Raw genomic sequence first — 18863 nt, 5'->3', positions numbered from 1 at the left:
ATCACTGCCTGCGGAAGGCGGGCGGCTGCCTGTGGACGCCCTTGTAAGACCAAACCAAACATGGGTTTGGAGAGGCATCGACGGATGAAGCGGGAAACTCCGAAGACGAATAAGACCGTCATTGTTTTTAGAAGTTGGAAGATCCAACTTCAACGAAGCAAGTTGGGGTACTTCACATGGGTATCTCACTCCCTAGGAAAAAACTCCCATTGACTCCTGAAACCAACGCCAGTTCTGTTCTGGCAAGTTGCTTTCTCAAGCAATGACTACTACTGCTTAATTAAGAGGGTATAACTTTGCCCTCCAGCGCTATCAACGATATAGATACGGTAAGTGCCTTCTTCCCAATATCCAGGTGCTTCAACGGTTTGCCCTGGCGCAGAGGCTAGCACACATTGTCTAGCACTTGCCACAGGTTCACCGGCTGGATTCAATGGCTCAATGATCAGAGCCGATTGACCTGCGCTTTGTACGCTGAACTTTAGAGAACCGAAGTCTTGTTCCAATGTGATTGTATACTGCGGTTGTACATTACCCACTTGGCAATTGTTCCCTTGAACGGAAGTGCCTTGGAGTTCCAGGGCATTAAATCCTGGCGCTAATCTTTGCACAGTCTGACTATGTAGCAACCCTGCGTTCGCTAACAGCATCGCCAACGTGGTTGGAAGAATCATCCACTGTTTTAGTCGTTTCATTATCTTAGGCTCCACTATGGTTTGAGTCATTTTCAAACTCATCGTCTTAAATTAATAGACCGCCTGAAACCAACTCTGTTCCTGTTTGTCAAGTGTCACGCCTTTATCATTCGTCATTAGACAAAGAACGGGGAACAGGGAAAACTCTTTCATCCCTCGCCCCGAAGAATTGCCCAAAACCTTGCCTCAACCTCTAGAATCAAAAAATATAACCTTTTTCTATAACCTAATTCTCTTGGCAGATGGAACCAAATCGAGACGAGGACCAATCCACGCCTGTGGGCAATCCCTTTCAACCGCCTTTCTATAACACTTATCCGATGAAAAGACGGTTCAATCAAATCACTGCTTGGTTTAACAACCTGCCTAGCGTTGGTAAAGTTATTGTGGTGATTGTCGGCGGGAGCCTGGGTCTATCCCTACTCAAGAGCGTTTTTCAACTAATTACGTCACTGATTAGCCTTGCCCTATTGGGAATAATCCTCTACGTAGTGTATAAATTTTTCATTACCCCTAAATCTCCCCAATAATTACCCACCCTTTATCCTCGTCGCGTGAGAGTTGAATATGACTAGCCCTACCATAAAACAAGTCAATAATCAAGCGGTTAGTCGATCATTTTCACTGCGACTAAACCGGGCGTTTCCGATGATGACCCGGCGGTTGGCAGCCGTGGTGCTGGAAGTCTCGTTCGTGGCGGCGAGTGCGGTCATTCCGTACAGTATCGGCGAGTATGCCAAAGACCATTCCCCGGCTGAACCCGTTCCCATAAACCCTGTGGTTGCGGCTACAGAAGAGGCGATCGCGAAAACTCTAGCCTATCCACGAGCCCGGTTAAATCGCCAAGTTGCCCCCCTGACCAACTTGTTCTGGTGTGGGGCAATTGTTATGCCTGTAGTGGTGGTCAGTTGGCAGCTTTATCGATTGGGGAAAACCGGACAAACCACGCCCAAACAGTGGTTAAAGCTGCGGGTGGTGACACCGATGGGAACACCACCGGGATTGATCCGGGCGGTTTGGCGCGAGGCGGTAGGACGGTGGGGATTGCCCCTGGGTACAGCCTATCTGCTTTGGCGTTATACGGGCGCATTTCCCGACTTTGGCATCTTATTAGGACTCGCGGGAGTCATGCTGCTCGTGGAACATGGCAGTGGTTGGATTCACTCACGACGCCGCACCCTACACGATCGCATGGCAGGAACATTCGTGGTGAATGCGGCTCAGGGATTGGACTCTGGGTCCTTTAACGGCGGGCGATCACCCAGTCGGGATCACTCGGTTACCCTAGAATTTAACAACGGCTGGCATCAACATAGCGAAGCATCAACCAATGATCAGCCCAGTCATCCATCCGTAACCACCATCGTCCTCACCTCCCAATCCCCATCCCGACGAGTTCCCAATCTGTGGTGGTGGATGCGCCGCAATCCAGGAGCAACCTTGCTGATTCTCTCGTTTGCGGGAATGGCATCGGTTTTGGGTACCTTTGTCGGGACTCAGGTGTATATCCAACGTCAGGCAAATTGGCGAGAATTTAACCAGCAGAATAACCAGGTATTTCTGGCGCTGGTTAAGCAGTTGAGTTCTACCTCAGCCACGGCTTTAGAAGAACGACAGGCGGCGATTCTGGCGCTGGCAAGGCTGGATGATCCCCGTGCTGTGCCATTTCTGGTGGATTTATTGGGACAGGAAAAAACGCCGAGTCTAATTGATACCCTACAGCAAGCTTTGGTGAGTAAAGGTCCTGAAGCCCTACCGCCTCTACAACGGTTGAATCAGGCGCTACAAAATGATCGAGACACATTAGCCCGTCGGGGAACGCCGGGAGAGCAGCAGTTAGTTGCATTACGACAACGAGCAACCAATCGCGCGATCGCGAAAATTCTCACCATTTACAGCAGTGATCTGCACGACGCGGATTTGAGTCGCACTGACTTGAGTCAAATGGACACCCTTTCTGTTCAATTTACCTTAGTTTTGGATAACCTCGACCTAGCCGGAATTAATTTACGTTCCGCCACATTAACTGGGGCGAGTTTCCAGAATAGCCGTTTTTATGGAGCGGGTGCGGATCAGCGCTGGGGTACGTTTGATGATTGGATTGCGGATTTGAGTGGGGCTGAACTCAAGGAAGCGGATTTAACCGGGGCAAATTTAAACAATGTTCTGATGGCTCGCACGAATTTGATCCGGGCAATTCTAAATCGGGCAAATTTAGCTGATAGCTATCTCATTGGTGCGAACTTCAGCAGCGCTCAACTGATTGGGGCTGATTTAAGGCGAGCGGTATTAGAAAATGCTAGCTTTACCGGGGCGAATTTAGGGGAGGTAAAGGCGTCTGTTGTGAATTTACATGGGGGGAGTCTTGGTCAAGTGAGTGCTGTTGGCGGAGATTTCAGCTTTGCGGATTTGAGCCAATCGAATTGGCAAGGGGCTGATTTATCGGGAGCAAATTTCAGTCATGCTAAGTTACAGGATGCGGATTTGAGTTCCACGAAATTGGTTCAGGCGAATTTGAATCAGGCTCAATTGCAAAATGCCAAGCTACAGAATGCCAATTTGAGTGCGGTGGATTTACGGGGGGCGAATATTACGGGAACGGATTTCCTGGGGGCGATGTTTGCCACAGCGACACCGATTAAGTCAGATCAGTTTATCACACAACCTCCAGCAACAACGTCGGGGGCGCAAGTGCAGGGGGTGAATTTTGCCCGGGCTAAAAATTTAGATACCAATCAATTGCAATATATCTGTAGTAATGGGGGGCGTCATCCCGAATGTCCATGATTTGTCATTAGTCAAGGGTATTAACAACCTGTAGGGGCGACCTGCTTGCATCAATTAACAATACCAGAAACAGGGCGGGTTTACATAAGTTACCCGTTTTTGCTGACATGTTATCGGTAAAACTCGCCCCTACAGACTATTGGGTCGCCCTTTCCTAAAATTTTGATGCCAAAGGCTGTTTATTAGGGGTGAGGCGGGTAATAAAAAACAGTGAGATTGTATAACGATAAATTCACTTAAATCAGGGCAAAGATGAAAATTGAGGAGTGACTAAAATGAGCGAATATGATTCGCCATGGAAGGAAAGTATTTCGCTATATTTTCGGGAGTTTTTGAGTTTTTTCTATCCACAGATAGAAGAGGACATTGATTGGGAACGAGGGTTTGAATTTTTAGACACTGAGCTACAACAGATCAAGCGAGAGACGGAAACGGGTAGGAGAGATGCGGATAAGCTAGTGAAAGTCTGGCGTCGTAGCGGGGAGGAGCAATGGGTTCTTGTCCATGTGGAGGTGCAATCACAGCGTCAAAGTGAGTTTAGTGAACGGATGTACTTGTACCACAGCCGGATTTTCGATAGGTATCGTCGCAGTGTGGTGAGTTTGGGGATACTCGGCGACGAGCAACCGGGTTGGCGCCCCAGTCGGTATGAGCGTGAATTGTGGGGTTGTCGGGCAATACTGGAATTTCCGGTGGTGAAACTGCTAGATTACAGTATGGATGAGCTTGCGAGTAGTCAAAACCCATTGGCGGCGATAGTACAAGCGCACCTTTCTGCCCAAGTTGCAGGGAAAGATGTTGGGGTTGGATATGAAAGCAAGCTGTCTCTGATTAAGAGTTTATATGAGCGGGGGTATAAGCGAGAGGATATCGTTCAATTATTTCGATTAATCGATTGGTTTATTGCCCTACCGAAGAGAGAAGAGGATCGATTGTGGCAAGAAATACAAACGTTAGAAGAGGATAGGAAAATGCCTTATATTACCAGTGTTGAGCGAATCGGAATCAGGAAGGGACAACAAGGATCTATTATTCGTATACTTGAAGTTCGGTTTGAAAATATTCCGCAGGAATTGAAGGAATTAATTGGGAAGATAGAGGATCTTGAGGTGCTAGGGACTCTTCTGGTTCAGGCGGTGACAACTCAATCCTTAGAGGCATTTGAAGCTGTGGCGAATCAATATGTTACGGAGTCGGAAGTGGAGAACACAGAGTAATCCCGTTTTTGCCGAGGCGACTGGAAGTCACGGCTACACAAACAAAGTCCGCCTTCGCGGACTAAATAATATCAGTATGAACTGTCTGCTTGGGCATCGCGCTCAATTATCATAATTAAATTAATTCAAATCTGTAACGACTTTTGCCACTGATTCTGCTTGTTCAGGATAGAGTTGCGCTATTAATCCGCACATTTGATAGGCAGTTTCAACATTGTAAGCGCAGGGGATTAATAAGCGTTTAAAGTTTTCCTTGTCGCCTGTTTTGACTAGCCATGAAGAAATTCCCGGTAGGTACAAGTTACGCTCTGTAAGTATCTTCTCTGCTGTCTTCACTGCGTCTTCTCCCTTACCTGCCATTACCTGTATCCCTGCAATCGTCTTGAGCGCTTTTATAAGTTTTTGTTTATCCTCTGTCATCTTGTCTCTAATCTGAAGGGCAACAGTGAGAGTTTTCAATACTTCTTCTTGTTTTCCTTGCTCAAACTGACTCAAGGCAATCCAAGAAAGGGCTATCAACCGCTCCACGTTGTCTTCAATATTGTCTGTGGTTTTCAGGGCATGAGAAATTAATCCTATTTGAGCCTCTGCTCTTGCTATTTTCGAGAAATACTTATCTCGTTGCTTACCATGTATTTGTGTAAATTTACTAACTTTTTTCAAGGTACTTATTGCAGCTTTTTTATCTATAAATGATTGTGCCATTGCTTTTTCACACATAATATCTACCCACAACCATTCCATGAATGAAAACCGATCTTCTGCAATTTCAAGGGCAGTCGTAAAGGTTGTCTGATATTCTTCTTCGTGTCCAGCTTCTACCAAAGCCTTCCCAATAACTCCTAAACTTTTTGCTTTAACCTCTGGAAATTCAATTCGCTGTGCCGTATTCAAAGCTCCCGTAAATTCTTGTATCGTAACTTGTATATTAGCTATGACCTTGAAGCTATTTACACGTTCTGCTTGAATTTTAATAGTTTCAACTATATCAGGAAAACTATCAAAAATCACTCTTGCGTCTTTCCTACTTCCTATATTAAATAGTCCCTTGGCTATTCGCGCCATGGCAATTACTTGTTTGGCTGGATTATTAATTTTTTTGGCAATCTGATGAGCAAGGCTGATGGTATTCCTTCCTGCGTCGTTCTGCTCAGTTGAAACCTGTACATCTACTACATCAGATAGTGCTAAACTTTGGAGAAATGGCGTTTCAGCTTCTTGGTGAAGAATTTGGAGAGCCTTGGCAAAAGTCACTCTTGCTGTTTTAGTTAACCCTTCTTCTGCCAGTGCATTGGCTATAGAAGCTAAAGCTTTTTCTAGTACCAGACGGCAAGAGTAACAACATTCTGTAGCATAGCACGAGCATTTTCTAAAGTATTACGTGCGGCGTCTACATCTTCTAGTGCTTCGACTTGTGCTTCTGCTATGCTTACCATCTCATCTACCCACAATATATGGGGGGCAACTTTGTGTATAATCTCAAGAGCCTTACCAAAGGTGGAGCGTGATGCATTCCTCTGCCCTATTGCGGCTTGCGCCTTCGCTATGCCTTCTAGATGTGACACTCGATCCAACACTTGATTAATCATATCTGCCGTTTCAAGAGCATCATCAAAGTTCCCATGTTCGGTGAGAGCTTTGCACAAAATACGACGGTGATCATTCTCGAAAAGCTGCTGAATTAGAACTGTGGCGGTATCCTTATTTATATCAAAAATATAAGCCATAATGTAGGCAGCATAATCACCTTGCCAACTAATATTCCAATTTGTTGAAAAACGCGGCAAATCCTTCTTTTGCAACTTCTTTAACGTTTCTCGGGCATCATTGAATCTACCCTCATCCTTTAACTCCCAGGCTAAGAGTAAATACCATAGGATACAACGCTCAATCTCAAATTGATCTGCCAATTTCCATGCTCTTTGTAGACTGCCTTTCCGCAACGCCTCCAACGGTGAATCTTGCACGGTTATTTGCTTCAGTCGCTGTGCGTGTAGCAGTAGAAACTCTGCCATCCCACCCGCATCATCCTGATCAGCAGCACCCAATAAAGCAGTCTGTACTGTCTTCAAAGGCAAATCAGGCTCATCAGGTAACTGTTCGCCTTGGGTAGCCGCAAAGTCAGGATTCCGCGCGATCGCATATAATTCTTCACACCGTTTTTCCTCCCGTAAATGTTCTGGATAATACCGCAAAGCATAATGACTTTGGTATTTTTGCCAATGGCTACAATAGTCAATCAAATCCTGCAAAGCATCCTCAGCCTCATCACCTAAATGTGCAGCAAACGTTATTGCCAGTAAGGGGTGGGCAAAAGCATAAAGATTGTCTGCTGTAATTCTCATCCATCGCGTTACCTGCCAACATAAATGCATCTGCCGTAATTGGCGATCGCGCATTTTTGTCACGGCTTTAATATCCTCTTTGGTTAGTGCGCCTTTCGCTACTGCCAATAGTGCAAAAAACTGCCACCGTTCGTCTGGTAAGTCTAGTTCGTCTAATCGTTTTATCTGTTGCTTCACATACGCCTCAAAGCTATTAGGTGTATGTGCTAATAATTCCTGCACATCCTGTCTCTGTTTTGGCGCATGATGAAGTAATTCATCAATCAGACAGCTCAGGTAAAGTGGAAAGCCTTGAGTGATTTGATCGAGTTGGTTAACTAAGCTTGTATCGTCTGCAAATCCTGCCAATTCACCATTACCCGCTTCTCGTAGCCACTGCGCGATCGCACTCTTAGACAAACGCTCAAGATGTAGCGGTTCGCCGTTATCTGTCCAGCCTTCTAAATATTGTTGCTCTTGTCCTTTTTCGGCTCTAGCTGAAGCGATTACAAATACATTTTCTGGCAAAGGATTGGAAAAAGGAGGAAGAAAAGGTTCTCCGGCTTCATCTAAGCCATCGATCACCATAATCAAAGGCTTTTCTGTTCGTTCTCCTGATCTTAAGCAGTTATATAGTATTTTGCGTAAGTCATCTATATTGTTAGATGATAGATCATAAGCAAACTCGTTATCAACATCAAGTTGTCGGATTAGATTCCGATAGGCACTTTTGACAGAGCGAGTTCTCTCTGTGAAAAAATGGTAAGCAATATCACAATCTTTGTTCTGCCATTCTTTGACCCAATTAGCCAGCAGTGCCGTTTTACCAAAACCTGCGGGAGCCGTTATCAGGAATAAACCGCTGAAGTTTTCCTGCAAAAATCTGTCTAATTTCTGGCGTTCTTCCTCGCGCCCCACGAATAACTGGGTGTATTCGCTGATAGTTTGCTCAACCTTATCCACAACCTCCCATTCAATCGGTCTTCTCCCTTCGCCAAAGTTTGCTTCTAAAATGGCTTCAATTCGTAGGATTTGATTAACTTGGAGGTTAGCAACGGCTTTGAGGATATCCCGGTAATCCCAAATATCTTTGTCTTTATCAAAGGTAAACTTATTTTGAATGATTTTATCATAGCCACTGCCCGAATAAGACTGCTGCTTCTCCGTTAGTATATAGATAATTAGCCTGTCATACGTCTCATACAACTCGTACTCAAAAAACTTCCGCAGTGTCTTTTTAACCTTCTCACTGTTGGATATTGAGGTGATTTGAAATGCTACTCTTGCCGTCTTATCTCCCAAATCTATTCCTGGGTAGTTATTCCCTTCTGTATCATTCAGATTTTGGAGATTGGTATAACCGTATACTTCGGAGAAGAGAGGAATTAGTATTGTTTCCGCTACTTTATTAGGATCTGTTCGTGTCATCGCTGTAGCACCCTTGACCTGAGTGACAAAGTGAGACATCAAGGTATTGATTCGGTTTTGCGATCGCAACAGTTCCATGGACTCGATTGAGCAGGCGATATTCTTCTATTTCTAACACATAGTCTACAGCTACTGAGACTAACCCGTTTCAACTCAACTCTCCTGCAAATCTATGATAAAGGGCGGGTTTTGTTGATAGTTTCTTGGTAGATACCAAAATTAAGCGGCTAAACCCGCCCCGACAATGGCAAATGATAAAACTTTAAATAGCAACCTTTCTCAAACAGTTTGATGACATTGAGTAACCGGAATGGTACTGACTGGTATGTTGGTGGGCGATGCCCACCCTACGGTATATCAATGGTTTCGGCGATATAAAAATGTACGCTTTTCAATTCCATTCGGATTAACCGTAGGGGCGCACCGACGTGCGCCCTAAACCTAAACTGACGTGCGCCCTAAACTGACTTGCGCCCTTTGTTTACACTCCTGAAGCGTTTGTTGTGGCGATGCAAAGTTTATGGCGAAGACAGCGCAACTACAAACCCCTAAGTAGCTTCTAACACGCCAGATTCGTTACAGTGTCTCTTAAGACAACCAAACCAATTGAACCTGTAAACTACGATGGTAACAGCAACAACTTCTTCAGTATCTCAAGCACTACCCCCCTTAATTCCCCGCGAAACCCTATTCGGGAACCCCGATCGCACCCGCCCTCAGCTATCCCCCGATGGGAAGTATTTGGCTTATGTCGCCCCGGATGAGAAGAATGTGTTGCAAGTCTGGTTGCGAACCGTGGGAAAAGATGATGATCAGCAACTAACGGCGGATCAAAAGCGAGGGATTCGCCTTTATGTCTGGACATATAATCCTAACCAGCTTATTTATCTGCAAGATTCAGACGGCGACGAAAACTTTCACCTCTACTTGGTGAATGTCCAATCTAAGTTAGTGCGTGATTTAACCCCCTTCCAAGGCGTGAAAGCCCAACCCATTGACCTTGATCCAGAATTTCCCGATCAAATCTTGGTGGGAATGAATCTCAACGATCGCCAAAAATTTGATGTGTATCGGGTTAATCTAAATAATGGGGCAGTCGAGTTTGATACCGATAACCCCGGTAATATTGTCAGTTGGGTAGCTGATGCTCAATTCCAGATTCGGGCTGCGATCGCAGCTACTCCAGATGGCGGTTCCGATCTTTTATTTCGTGAGACTTCCGATAAATCCTGGGAACAACTACGCCACTGGGGACCCGATGATGAAGGATCTGCCGTAACCTTTTCTCAGGATGGCAAAACCCTGTATATTACTGGATCACACGATGCTAATGCCCAACGGTTAATTGCTTTAGATTTAGCCTCCCGCCAAGAAACGGTAATGGCGGCTGATGAGCAGTATGATATCGGCGGTGTGGTTATCCATCCGACTCAGCGCCGAATTCAGGCAGTGTCATTCTACAAGGATAAAGTGGAATGGCAAGTCCTCGATGAAAGCATTGCCGATGATTTTAACGCGATCGCGCAAATCCGAGAGGGTGAATTTGCTATCACCAATCGCACCTTAGCTGATGATACTTGGTTAATTGGCTACGCCACGGATAATGGTCCGGTTTATTACTATGTGTATAACCGTGACTCTAAATCTCACACCTTGCTGTTTAGCAATCAACCTGAACTAGAAACGTTGCAACTCGCCTCAATGGAACCCATTTCCTACCAAGCGCGAGATGGCTTAACCATTCACGGATATCTCACCACACCCGTTGGCGTTGAGGCGAAAAATTTACCCACAGTGCTTTTGGTTCATGGTGGACCTTGGGCGCGAGATACTTGGGGCTATAGTCCAACGGTACAATGGTTGGCAAATCGGGGTTATGCGGTGCTGCAAGTCAATTTCCGAGGATCTACAGGCTATGGGAAAGCGTTCCTAAATGCCGGGAATCGTGAATGGGCGGCAAAAATGCATGATGATTTAATTGATGCCGTTAATTGGATTGTAGACCAAGGGATTGCTGATGCCAATAAGGTGGCAATTATGGGCGGATCTTATGGTGGATATGCCACATTAGTGGGATTAGCCTATACCCCAGAAGTATTTGCAGCAGGGGTGGATATTGTCGGTCCGAGTAACTTGGTTACTTTAATGCAAAGTATTCCCCCCTACTGGGCACCAATGAAAGCTATGTTTGCCCATCGCTTGGGGGATTTGGATACAGAGGAGGAGTTTCTCAAAGCGCGATCGCCTTTGTTTTTCATTGACCGGATTCAGAAACCATTACTGATTGGTCAAGGGGCGAATGATCCACGGGTGAAACAAGCCGAAAGTGAACAAATTGTCGAAGCGATGCGAAAGGCAAATAAACCGGTTGAATACGCCCTTTACACCGACGAAGGACATGGATTTGCCCGTCCAGAGAATCGGCTTCACTTTTTCGCGATCGCAGAAGAGTTTCTCAGTAAATATTTAGAGGGACGGTTTGAACCGATTGGCGAAATTAAGGGTCATTCGGGGGTTGTTAGTTAAATCTAAAGGTAGGGGCGCAAGCCTTGCGCCCTTTTCGGTTAAATCGGTTATGGAATGATGTTTTTTTAACGCAGAGGAACGCAGAGGTTTACGCAGAGGAACGCAGAGGGATTGGGCGGATTGGAATGAAGATTTTATAAAATTGGAGGAATAACTGGCAAGGATGGTCGTAGTCACAGTATTTATTGAATACTCCATTTAATAACAGACGTAGAATGGCATGTCTCTATAAAATCAGATGCAGGATTCTCGTAATTACTATCAAATTCTGGGCGTTTCTTCCACCGCAACCGTAGAGGAGATCAAAAAAGCTTATCGTCGTCTCGTTCGTCGATACCATCCAGACTTGCATCCTGATAATCCAGACGCCACAGATCGATTTAAAGTGATTTGTGAGGCGTATCAGGTGCTTTCGGATGGGGTAAAGCGGCGTCAGTATGACGAAGAGGTTCAACCTCAGCCAAATCAGTCTAAAACTGAGTCAATGACGGCTCAAGATTTCTATGTGCGTGCGGTTAGTAAGGCGTTGGCTAAAAATTATCAGGGGGCGGTTGAAGATTGTAATCAAGCGATTTCCTTAAATCCTCGCTTTGTGGAAGCCTACGTGGAACGGGGCGCAGGGTGTTATAAACTGGGTAATGCTAGGGAAACGCTGCAAGATTGTAATCAAGCATTAAGGATTAATCCTCAGTTTGCCCCAGCTTATTACTACCAGGGGAGAGCGCGTTATCGACTGGGATATACTCAAGGGGCGATTGATGCTTATACTCAAGCGATCGCCTATAGTCCAAATCATGCTAAAGCTTATTATCAGCGAGGTTTAGCTCATAAAGATTTAAAAGAATTTGCAGGCGCGATCGCGGATTTGAAACAAGCGGCACAATTATTAGGTGAACAAGGGGATAAAACGGGATATCAGTTAGTTCAAGAAACGTTGCGAACTTTGAAGCAAACACCAGGAAAAGGGGGAGTTTTCACTAAACGAAATCCTCTCGGTTATCTAATGGGGCTACTGAGGGACACGTTTTTTACAATCCGATCTTTTTTACTCAATCCCATGGGGGGACTATTGCCCAGTTTTGCCCGTCTCGATTCGCAACGAGCCATGGTGGTAGGATTACTATTGGCGGTGATTTTTGATGCTTGTTTTGTCTGGGGTATTTATACGGGTTGGCGCGATATGGTTTCCGTCTCCCTGGTTCCCTTAATCGGCGTGGGGATGATCCCGTTTATCATCCTAGCGGCGATGAGTGCGATCGCTCGATTAATTCGGCGTCATCCGGGTAGTTTGGCGGGGGATAGTTTCCTAGCTGGGGCGACACTAACACCCTTAAGTATTTTAGCGATCGCCAATGGTATTTCCTCTTATATGCCGAGTCAACTCATGGTGATTATTACCGTATTCACAGGCTGCTACACGGTTCTGACGCTTTATAGTGGTTGCACGCAAATCGCGAATTTATCGGAAAAGACAGCCGCGCTAGTTGTTCCGGTGATGGTTCTAGTCAGTGGCTGGATTTCCTATTGGGCGTTTACGGCGATGCTGGGAATGGCGTCTTTTTGAGGATGGGATCAGGAAAGTTTTTGTTAATTTACAGTCTACCTCAGTAAAACAGGACATCTGGGAAACTCTTTCAGGAAAGGGTTTCATCGGATTTCAGTTTGGGTTATATGAAAAGATGATGAAGCCAACTTGATCCGCTTGCTTTGCTTAGCTGATAACTCTACTCTAGAAAACAGAACAGTTATGAGTATTATGAACAAAACGTTATTGGCAAGTTTAAGTTTGGTCTTCGGCGTAATAGTTGTTCCTGACAATGCACAAGCCGTTACCTTGTATGGGGAAGATTTCTCAGGTCAAAACGGTAAAGGCGCAACAGGCGGAGCGGCTACAGACGTAGTGGGCGTGGATTGGTCAATTGAGTTAAACGATGCGGCTCTGTTTGACTCAAATGATTACTTCCGAGTAGAGGCTGAAGCCTTCACTGCTCGTGATACAAATGCAGGTTGTCCTAATGTAAACTGTACCTCTGGGGGCAATCCTGATCCCTTATTTCCAGCGTGGTTCAGTCCAGCACTCGATATTTCTGGATTTACTAACCTGGCTTTATCATTGGACGCTTTCGCTAGTAATACCAGTTTTGAACACGAGGAAAACAGCCCGATTGGTGAAAAAGATTACTTTATCATTTCATATTTATTGGATGATGTCGAGTTTCTAGCGGCTGAATTAATTACCCAGTCTGGAGCTTTCACGAATCAAACCGTGAATGAATTGATCGGTAATGGCAGTACATTACAGGTGAAAGTGCAGCTTAACACTACGGCATCAACAGAACTGCTGTCATTTGATAACATCTTAGTCACAGGAGATCAAGTTAATCCTTCTGAGTCTGTCCCTGAACCTACCTCTATCATGGGCTTAATCGCACTTGCAGGTGTCGGTATGGCTTCCCGCAAGGCTACAAAATCAAACAAAATCTAACCAAACTAATCCCTAGAGCGCCGTTTGGTGTAACAACAATTGGCGGCTGCTGCGACTACGGGAGGCAGAGCCTCCGCCGTAGCATTCCCAGGCTCAGCCTGGGAACGAGGCTATCAGCAAGCTCAACTTAAAGCGAACTGGAATCGAGACTCTGGGCTTCACCTTGAGTCTGTGGTAGATGTAAACCACATTCTTGCTTAATTCCCCGGAAGCGGGTATCGCGTTCGTGCTGATCTTCCGCAGTTACTGGGCGGCTAGAGTGCCAATCACCGACAGTCGCATAGCCAAGTTCCCGCAAGGGGTGATAGGGAAGATTATGTTCCGTGATGTAGTCATGGACATCTTGGCTACTCCAGTGAAGAATGGGTAATACTTTGTACATCCCAGACTGGATATTTATTGGACGCAATGTCTGACGGTGATGTGTCTGTTGAGCCCGCAATCCGGCTAGCCATGCTGTTGCGTTTAACTCTTGTAATGCTCGCTGCATGGGTTCGACTTTACGTATATAGTCATACTGATTCAGCGCTTCGGGATCATCTTTTGTCCAGAGTCTGCCATAGAGGGCTTCCATACGGGCTGGACTAATGGGCGATTGATATACCTGTAGGTTGAGATTTAATTGTTCAGTTAGCTGTTGAGCAAATCTATAAGTTTTTGGGGGGAGATACCCGGTATCAACCCAAATCACCGGAATGTCAGGCACGATGCGAGTGACTAGGTGCAGCATCAGCGCTGACTGGATGCCGAAGCTAGTACTCATCACCAAACCATCGCCAAAGGTTTCGGCTGCCCATTTAACCATTGAGGTGGCATCGGCATCAATGAGTTGTCCATTGACCCGCTCTATATCCAGTTGAGTTTTCTGTGCGATCGCACTTACCATGTCCCTAAACTCCCAGTCTTCCTGCCAGTCCTGTCTTTTTTCCAGTTCCGTGATTTAATTGTACCGAGTTAATCTACGGTAAATTGGTGGGTTTACTGTACTTTTACACCACATTGAACTTTACCACGCCTAATTGTCTACGGCAATGTAATTAGATACAATTCACCTGACTCTAAAATTAAGTTTTGTATCTTTGAGGGAGAGCGATCAGATTCAGTGTTTTCTCAAAAGTGACGCCACCAATATTGTTCTAGCTGATAGGCTTGGCGCAGGTGTTGTAGGGCGGCTGTTGATAGCAACCCTTTGACAAGGGCAACGAATTGTCCCCACGCGAGCAATTGCGATTCACTTTTGGCTCGGTTGAACTGATATCTATAGAATATTGTCCAAAATTCAGGGGCAATTGGAGATTTCCAGCGCTTGCGCCAGCGAACCATGTCTTGAGGGGTGGGGGGTTCGGCTTCCAGGATTGGCGGGAAGTCGGCGTAGCTAACAAATCGGCTCAAACCTTTGCCGTGAACATAAACGATATGCTGCCAGCATTCGATACGATAAATCTCGTCAGGAGAGAGGTTAAACAGCAAGGCAACTGTCTCTGCGGTGACGAATCGTGCCAGGGGGTGATGGGTGGACGATTTGTAATTTAGTTTTGACGCTCCAAAGATGGGCGTTTTTGTGGTATGTGTTGATAACATAGTAAGTACTTCCCATTTAATGGGACATTGAGGCGATCGCTCTTGCGTTTGTCAGACTCGGAGAGCGATCGCTTTTACCTGAAGACTCTCCAATTAAACGATAGAATGTTATCTTTTGTCAAGAGTGTATGGGCTTAGTCAGGTTGCGAATTCGAGAGTTTGCACAAGAAAAAGGATGGACTATAAAAGAAGTCTCTGATCGCTCTGGATTAGTCTACAGCACAGTCAGACACTATGCCCGCTCACCGGGACTGGCAATGATAGACTATACGGCTATTCACAAGTTGGCTCGAACCTTTGATGTGATGGTAGAGGATTTGGTTGAGATTTTAGAGGAGTAGTATATCATAGATAAGTCTTTATTATTCAGCCATTTTACGTCTTACCCAACTCCGAAATGCTCTAACCAATTCCAAATAATCTTTTGTTTGAGCTTGTTGTAAAAAATCAGCAATTTCTGGAATAGGTAAATTGGGGAAAAATTGACTGGTTTTGGTGGTAATATAAGTGCTATTTTGCAGGGTTTGAATGACCAGAGCTACCCCGTTATAAATCCAAACCTCTGCTACGCCTAAATCGACATAAACCTGAAGAGGATTTGGGGAAGTGTTCGTAACATCAATTTCAATCACCAAATCGGGGGCTGGATCTTTAGTTAGGTCAAGTCGTTTCTTGCCTCGAACAGCACCAATTTGATGAATGTAGAAACATTCATCTGGCTCTGCACCACTCAGTTCAGGACGTTTGAGGGTTGTTGAGCCAAGGGGATAAATCGGGAGGTTTGTCTCTTCAGCTAGAGTTTCTACGAAGCGCCCCATAACCGTTTTACTTAATTCGTGTTCTGGAGAAGGAGCCATGATTTCTAGACTGCCACGATTATAGGTGAGGCGGAGGCGGCGATCGCACAATTCCTCTAGGAGCGTTTCATAAGTCTGCCAGCTAATCCCCGACAGGTGAATAATTTCATCCGGTGGCGCAAGCAATGTTGCCGTCATAGGTTTTCCGAAAATCCACTGCCTTTATTGTAACGATTTGTGTCACCCTAACTGTATTGGAAAAACAGTAACACTAAGATATGCTGAAACTAGCACAATCTCCACCTAACTCAAACTTATACCAAATAGAACAGAAAGCACCAACTTCAGATCGCTAGGAATGGCGTATGTGTTGATATCTTTGTGAACTATTTTTTCTTGACGCTGAAAAATACCAAATTTCCAGGTATCCCCTGTTGTTACAGCGCCGTAGAGCATAGGAACTGTTGAATCAGTCCATTGATCGAGAGCAATCAATTCTACCGCTAACTGAGTAAAACCTCTTGCTAAATCGGCATTTTTCGCTTCAACGACTAATAAATTTTGTTCAGTAGGAATGAAATAATCAAAACTGCCTTTGAGCCAATTGTTCACTCGCACAGGATATTCAATTTTGAGTGGTACTTGGATAAACTTACAAATCGTCTTGAGAATCGGAAAGATCATTGCTTTACGTCTAGCCATCTCGGAAACAGGATCTACCAAAGTGAGATTTTCTTGCAGTTCTGTTCTCAGTGGTTGTAGATCGATTGGTAACTGCTGTGGAAGTTGGAGTGAGCTATTTTTGAGGGTAACACCGAATTCAGCGAGGATATCGGCGCTATCGTAGGCTAATTGGGCATATTTACTGAAGGTATAGCTCTCGGATGGGTCAAGAATCCTGGCTTTGCTCATAATGATGGCTGCTCGCCAACGCTCAATAAATGGTGTTAACAATAATAGCAGTCCTCAAACAATATCTCCTTTTTTGACAGACATTATATGGGTTCCCCATCACCCTTGAGTATACAGATCGGGTTCGTCATACAGGAAGTTGAACGAGCCACCCTTTTGAGCCATTTGCATCAAGTCACCAGTTGAAAGGTTTGATGATTCAAAAAACAGCTTTTCCTCAAGTAAATTACGCTCCTCTTTCGAGAGAGATAGGATAACTTGGATGAGAGATTCAACGAGTTTAGTGTTCATGTTCAATAGTCTTATTCTACTCTAGTTAAGCCAGATTCAGTGTTTTCTCAAAAGTGATGCCACCAATATTGTTCTAACTGGTAGGCTTGGCGCAGGTGTTGTAAGTCTGCTGTTGAGAGCAGTCCTTTTACCAGAGCAACAAATTGTCCCCACGCTAGCAATTGCGACTCACTTTTTTCTTCAAGAAGACGGCATTGATAAAACTACCTCGATATTCTTCTGCACTTTTTCCAATTCTTGACGCTGTTGGGATATCCAAGCTTTCTCTGCATTACGCTGTTGTTCTGTTTCTTCCTGGTATCTGCCTTGCCGCTCTAGAAATTCTTCATAGTATGATACGGCTTGTTCAGCAATATCAGTGGCTGATTGGATTTTTTTATCGATAACTAAAACAATAATCTCTTGGATTTTATTTAAAATTTCATCTTGGGATTGAACAAATTTTTCCCAACCTTTCTCAAAAATTTTTTGTTTGATTGAAGGCTGGGGCGCATCATTTCCTCGACCACCAAATTTAAATACTCCTGCAATTCCACTGGTCACCGCTCCTACAATAAAGCCAGTTCCATCAACTATCCACCCTAATAAATCAGATTCTGATTCATCCCCTCCAAAGTAATCGTGAAAATCTTCGGTAGTGCTATATAAGTTTTTCTTAACTTCTTCAATCTCATTTATGACATGAGTACCAAAGTCAGGCGTTATCTCCTGATTAAATGAAATTAGATTTTCTAAAATTATTTCTAAATCTTGATCAATACATTGGATGTTTAGCTTGATCAAGTCATTAAACCAGTTATCCACCTCAGCCATCAGGTCTTGACTAAACTCCTTAGCATAGTCTCGAGCTAGCTTATTTTTATCTTCAACCTTTTGCTCCTCAAGACTAACATCAGAAAACCACTCCTCTTTTAAATCCTCTTTCAGCTTATCTAACCATTCTTGCCAAGATGTTTTTGCCTGCTCGATCGTCTGATTTTTGAGTTTATCATCTAGATTGCATATTTTGACATAAAGCCCACTGCACTCACCTAGTTTTTCCAAAATTTCCTGTTTAGCTAGCTTCGCAATTTTTGGCTTGGTATTCAAAACAGTCTCAGCTTGATCCAGCTCATTTAAACAGACTTGAATGGATTCCTTGATTTTAGTAGCAGATTGTTGCAGTTCCAGGGAATAACTGTTAACTGTCTGGTTGCCGAGGGATGGGGGTATAGCAGGTAACTCGGTTAGGATATAGCTAGCAGCATTACTAAATAAGGGGTCAATTGATTGAAAGCTAGCTGAGTTGAGGAAAGAGTGAAATTGTTGTAAGGCTTCTAGATTAATAGTTTCTTGTCCACTGAATCCAGCTTCAAGAACGGCTAAATATTTAGAATTAACCCCTAGCTGGTTGGTGAGAGATTGCAAGTAGCTTGTTTCACGAGAGTTTATACCTCTAGTATTAGCTAAAATTTTATAGCCAAAGCTAATGACTAATAGTTTTTCTGCTTCTGAAAGCGGGATTGTCAGTGTCGTCAACTGATCTAATTTTTTATAAACCTGATGCTGTTTAACTCCCTTGAGTAGGAGTTGTGCCAATTTACGCAGTTTGCTTTCTGAAGGAGTTAAATTGTCAAGGATCGCCTGTAGCTGTTGCTTCTCTTCATCGGTAACTTTACCATCTGCAAACATCACTCCCATCAGAACCGTCACCAAAGCTGCCAAGAAGATTACGGGAGGAGTGAGTTGCCGTTGATTGAGCTTTTGCCCAGTAATCCGCGACAATAGAGCAACCGCCTCCGGACTAACTAGCGCTGTATCCATAATCTTTGTGAGCGAAT

General features: G+C 44.6%; 16 protein-coding genes. 7 read left to right on the top strand and 9 right to left on the bottom strand.

Annotated features, from left to right (window positions below; genetic code table 11):
- Positions 1-269: 269 nt before the first annotated feature.
- Positions 270-695 (bottom strand): hypothetical protein, encoded by a 426-nt coding sequence (locus RID09_RS15930; protein ID WP_446336903.1) that lies wholly within the window; start codon positions 693-695, stop codon positions 270-272.
- A gap of 242 nt (positions 696-937) precedes the next feature.
- Here RID09_RS15930 and RID09_RS15925 point away from each other — a divergent pair, with 242 nt between their 5' ends.
- The 3 genes from RID09_RS15925 to RID09_RS15915 all read left to right on the top strand — a co-directional run bounded on the left by RID09_RS15925 (position 938) and on the right by RID09_RS15915 (position 4699).
- Entirely contained in the window at positions 938-1225 is a 288-nt protein-coding gene (locus RID09_RS15925) for a hypothetical protein (protein ID WP_446336902.1), read from the top strand.
- Positions 1226-1262: 37 nt separating this feature from the next.
- On the top strand, positions 1263-3482 hold the full coding sequence (locus RID09_RS15920; protein WP_446336901.1) for a pentapeptide repeat-containing protein: 2220 nt from the start codon (positions 1263-1265) through the stop codon (positions 3480-3482).
- A 275-nt stretch (positions 3483-3757) separates the two neighbouring features.
- Positions 3758-4699 (top strand): transposase, encoded by a 942-nt coding sequence (locus RID09_RS15915; RefSeq protein ID WP_446336900.1) that lies wholly within the window; start codon positions 3758-3760, stop codon positions 4697-4699.
- A 120-nt stretch (positions 4700-4819) separates the two neighbouring features.
- On the opposite strand, the gene RID09_RS15910 is transcribed toward RID09_RS15915, so the two are convergent.
- Positions 4820-5953, bottom strand: coding sequence for a hypothetical protein (locus tag RID09_RS15910; RefSeq protein WP_446336899.1), 1134 nt, complete (start codon positions 5951-5953; stop codon positions 4820-4822).
- Positions 5954-6015: 62 nt separating this feature from the next.
- Positions 6016-8529: an SMEK domain-containing protein gene (locus RID09_RS15905; RefSeq protein WP_446336898.1), complete on the bottom strand. Its 2514-nt coding sequence runs from the start codon at positions 8527-8529 to the stop codon at positions 6016-6018.
- Positions 8530-9075: 546 nt separating this feature from the next.
- On the opposite strand from RID09_RS15905, the gene RID09_RS15900 reads away from it, so the two are divergent.
- The 3 genes from RID09_RS15900 to RID09_RS15890 all read left to right on the top strand — a co-directional run bounded on the left by RID09_RS15900 (position 9076) and on the right by RID09_RS15890 (position 13462).
- Complete coding sequence (locus RID09_RS15900; protein WP_446336897.1) at positions 9076-10977, top strand: S9 family peptidase; 1902 nt, start codon at positions 9076-9078, stop codon at positions 10975-10977.
- Positions 10978-11215: 238 nt separating this feature from the next.
- Positions 11216-12541 (top strand): DnaJ domain-containing protein, encoded by a 1326-nt coding sequence (locus RID09_RS15895; protein ID WP_446336896.1) that lies wholly within the window; start codon positions 11216-11218, stop codon positions 12539-12541.
- Positions 12542-12733: 192 nt separating this feature from the next.
- A complete protein-coding gene (locus RID09_RS15890) occupies positions 12734-13462 on the top strand; it encodes a PEP-CTERM sorting domain-containing protein (RefSeq protein WP_446336895.1) in 729 nt (242 codons plus the stop codon).
- A gap of 127 nt (positions 13463-13589) precedes the next feature.
- On the opposite strand, the gene RID09_RS15885 is transcribed toward RID09_RS15890, so the two are convergent.
- Together RID09_RS15885 and RID09_RS15880 are read right to left on the bottom strand one after the other, a co-directional pair.
- Positions 13590-14348, bottom strand: a complete 759-nt coding sequence (locus RID09_RS15885; RefSeq protein WP_446336894.1) for a phosphoadenylyl-sulfate reductase — start codon at positions 14346-14348, stop codon at positions 13590-13592.
- A 224-nt stretch (positions 14349-14572) separates the two neighbouring features.
- Entirely contained in the window at positions 14573-15043 is a 471-nt protein-coding gene (locus RID09_RS15880; RefSeq protein WP_446336893.1) for a hypothetical protein, read from the bottom strand.
- Positions 15044-15171: 128 nt separating this feature from the next.
- Here RID09_RS15880 and RID09_RS15875 point away from each other — a divergent pair, with 128 nt between their 5' ends.
- Positions 15172-15384: a helix-turn-helix domain-containing protein gene (locus RID09_RS15875; RefSeq protein WP_446336892.1), complete on the top strand. Its 213-nt coding sequence runs from the start codon at positions 15172-15174 to the stop codon at positions 15382-15384.
- Positions 15385-15405: 21 nt separating this feature from the next.
- On the opposite strand, the gene RID09_RS15870 is transcribed toward RID09_RS15875, so the two are convergent.
- From RID09_RS15870 to RID09_RS15855, 4 genes are all read right to left on the bottom strand, one after another.
- Positions 15406-16038, bottom strand: a complete 633-nt coding sequence (locus tag RID09_RS15870) for a Uma2 family endonuclease (RefSeq protein WP_446336891.1) — start codon at positions 16036-16038, stop codon at positions 15406-15408.
- A gap of 105 nt (positions 16039-16143) precedes the next feature.
- Entirely contained in the window at positions 16144-16752 is a 609-nt protein-coding gene (locus RID09_RS15865) for a hypothetical protein (RefSeq protein ID WP_446336890.1), read from the bottom strand.
- A gap of 99 nt (positions 16753-16851) precedes the next feature.
- Positions 16852-17043 carry a hypothetical protein gene (locus RID09_RS15860; RefSeq protein ID WP_446336889.1) on the bottom strand — a complete coding sequence of 64 codons (192 nt, stop codon included), beginning with the start codon at positions 17041-17043 and terminating at the stop codon, positions 16852-16854.
- A gap of 180 nt (positions 17044-17223) precedes the next feature.
- Positions 17224-18846, bottom strand: a complete 1623-nt coding sequence (locus RID09_RS15855; protein ID WP_446336888.1) for a hypothetical protein — start codon at positions 18844-18846, stop codon at positions 17224-17226.
- Between the last annotated feature and the right edge of the window lie 17 nt (positions 18847-18863).

The sequence above is a fragment of the Coleofasciculus sp. G1-WW12-02 genome, assembly GCF_040219735.1.
Taxonomy (GTDB): Bacteria; Cyanobacteriota; Cyanobacteriia; order Cyanobacteriales; family Coleofasciculaceae; genus Coleofasciculus.
Note: the sequence above shows the minus strand (reverse complement) of the source record. Positions and strands in the feature narration are given on the sequence as shown.

Bases quoted from the DNA above. Each gene is read 5' to 3' on its own strand.
- RID09_RS15930 (WP_446336903.1), bottom strand. From the start codon at position 695: ATGAAACGACTAAAACAGTGGATGATTCTTCCAACCACGTTGGCGATG.
- RID09_RS15925 (WP_446336902.1), top strand. From the start codon at position 938: ATGGAACCAAATCGAGACGAGGACCAATCCACGCCTGTGGGCAATCCC.
- RID09_RS15920 (WP_446336901.1), top strand. From the start codon at position 1,263: ATGACTAGCCCTACCATAAAACAAGTCAATAATCAAGCGGTTAGTCGA.
- RID09_RS15915 (WP_446336900.1), top strand. From the start codon at position 3,758: ATGAGCGAATATGATTCGCCATGGAAGGAAAGTATTTCGCTATATTTT.
- RID09_RS15905 (WP_446336898.1), bottom strand. From the start codon at position 8,529: ATGGAACTGTTGCGATCGCAAAACCGAATCAATACCTTGATGTCTCAC.
- RID09_RS15900 (WP_446336897.1), top strand. From the start codon at position 9,076: ATGGTAACAGCAACAACTTCTTCAGTATCTCAAGCACTACCCCCCTTA.
- RID09_RS15895 (WP_446336896.1), top strand. From the start codon at position 11,216: ATGCAGGATTCTCGTAATTACTATCAAATTCTGGGCGTTTCTTCCACC.
- RID09_RS15890 (WP_446336895.1), top strand. From the start codon at position 12,734: ATGAACAAAACGTTATTGGCAAGTTTAAGTTTGGTCTTCGGCGTAATA.
- RID09_RS15885 (WP_446336894.1), bottom strand. From the start codon at position 14,348: ATGGTAAGTGCGATCGCACAGAAAACTCAACTGGATATAGAGCGGGTC.
- RID09_RS15880 (WP_446336893.1), bottom strand. From the start codon at position 15,043: ATGTTATCAACACATACCACAAAAACGCCCATCTTTGGAGCGTCAAAA.
- RID09_RS15875 (WP_446336892.1), top strand. From the start codon at position 15,172: ATGGGCTTAGTCAGGTTGCGAATTCGAGAGTTTGCACAAGAAAAAGGA.
- RID09_RS15870 (WP_446336891.1), bottom strand. From the start codon at position 16,038: ATGACGGCAACATTGCTTGCGCCACCGGATGAAATTATTCACCTGTCG.
- RID09_RS15865 (WP_446336890.1), bottom strand. From the start codon at position 16,752: ATGAGCAAAGCCAGGATTCTTGACCCATCCGAGAGCTATACCTTCAGT.
- RID09_RS15860 (WP_446336889.1), bottom strand. From the start codon at position 17,043: ATGAACACTAAACTCGTTGAATCTCTCATCCAAGTTATCCTATCTCTC.
- RID09_RS15855 (WP_446336888.1), bottom strand. From the start codon at position 18,846: ATGGATACAGCGCTAGTTAGTCCGGAGGCGGTTGCTCTATTGTCGCGG.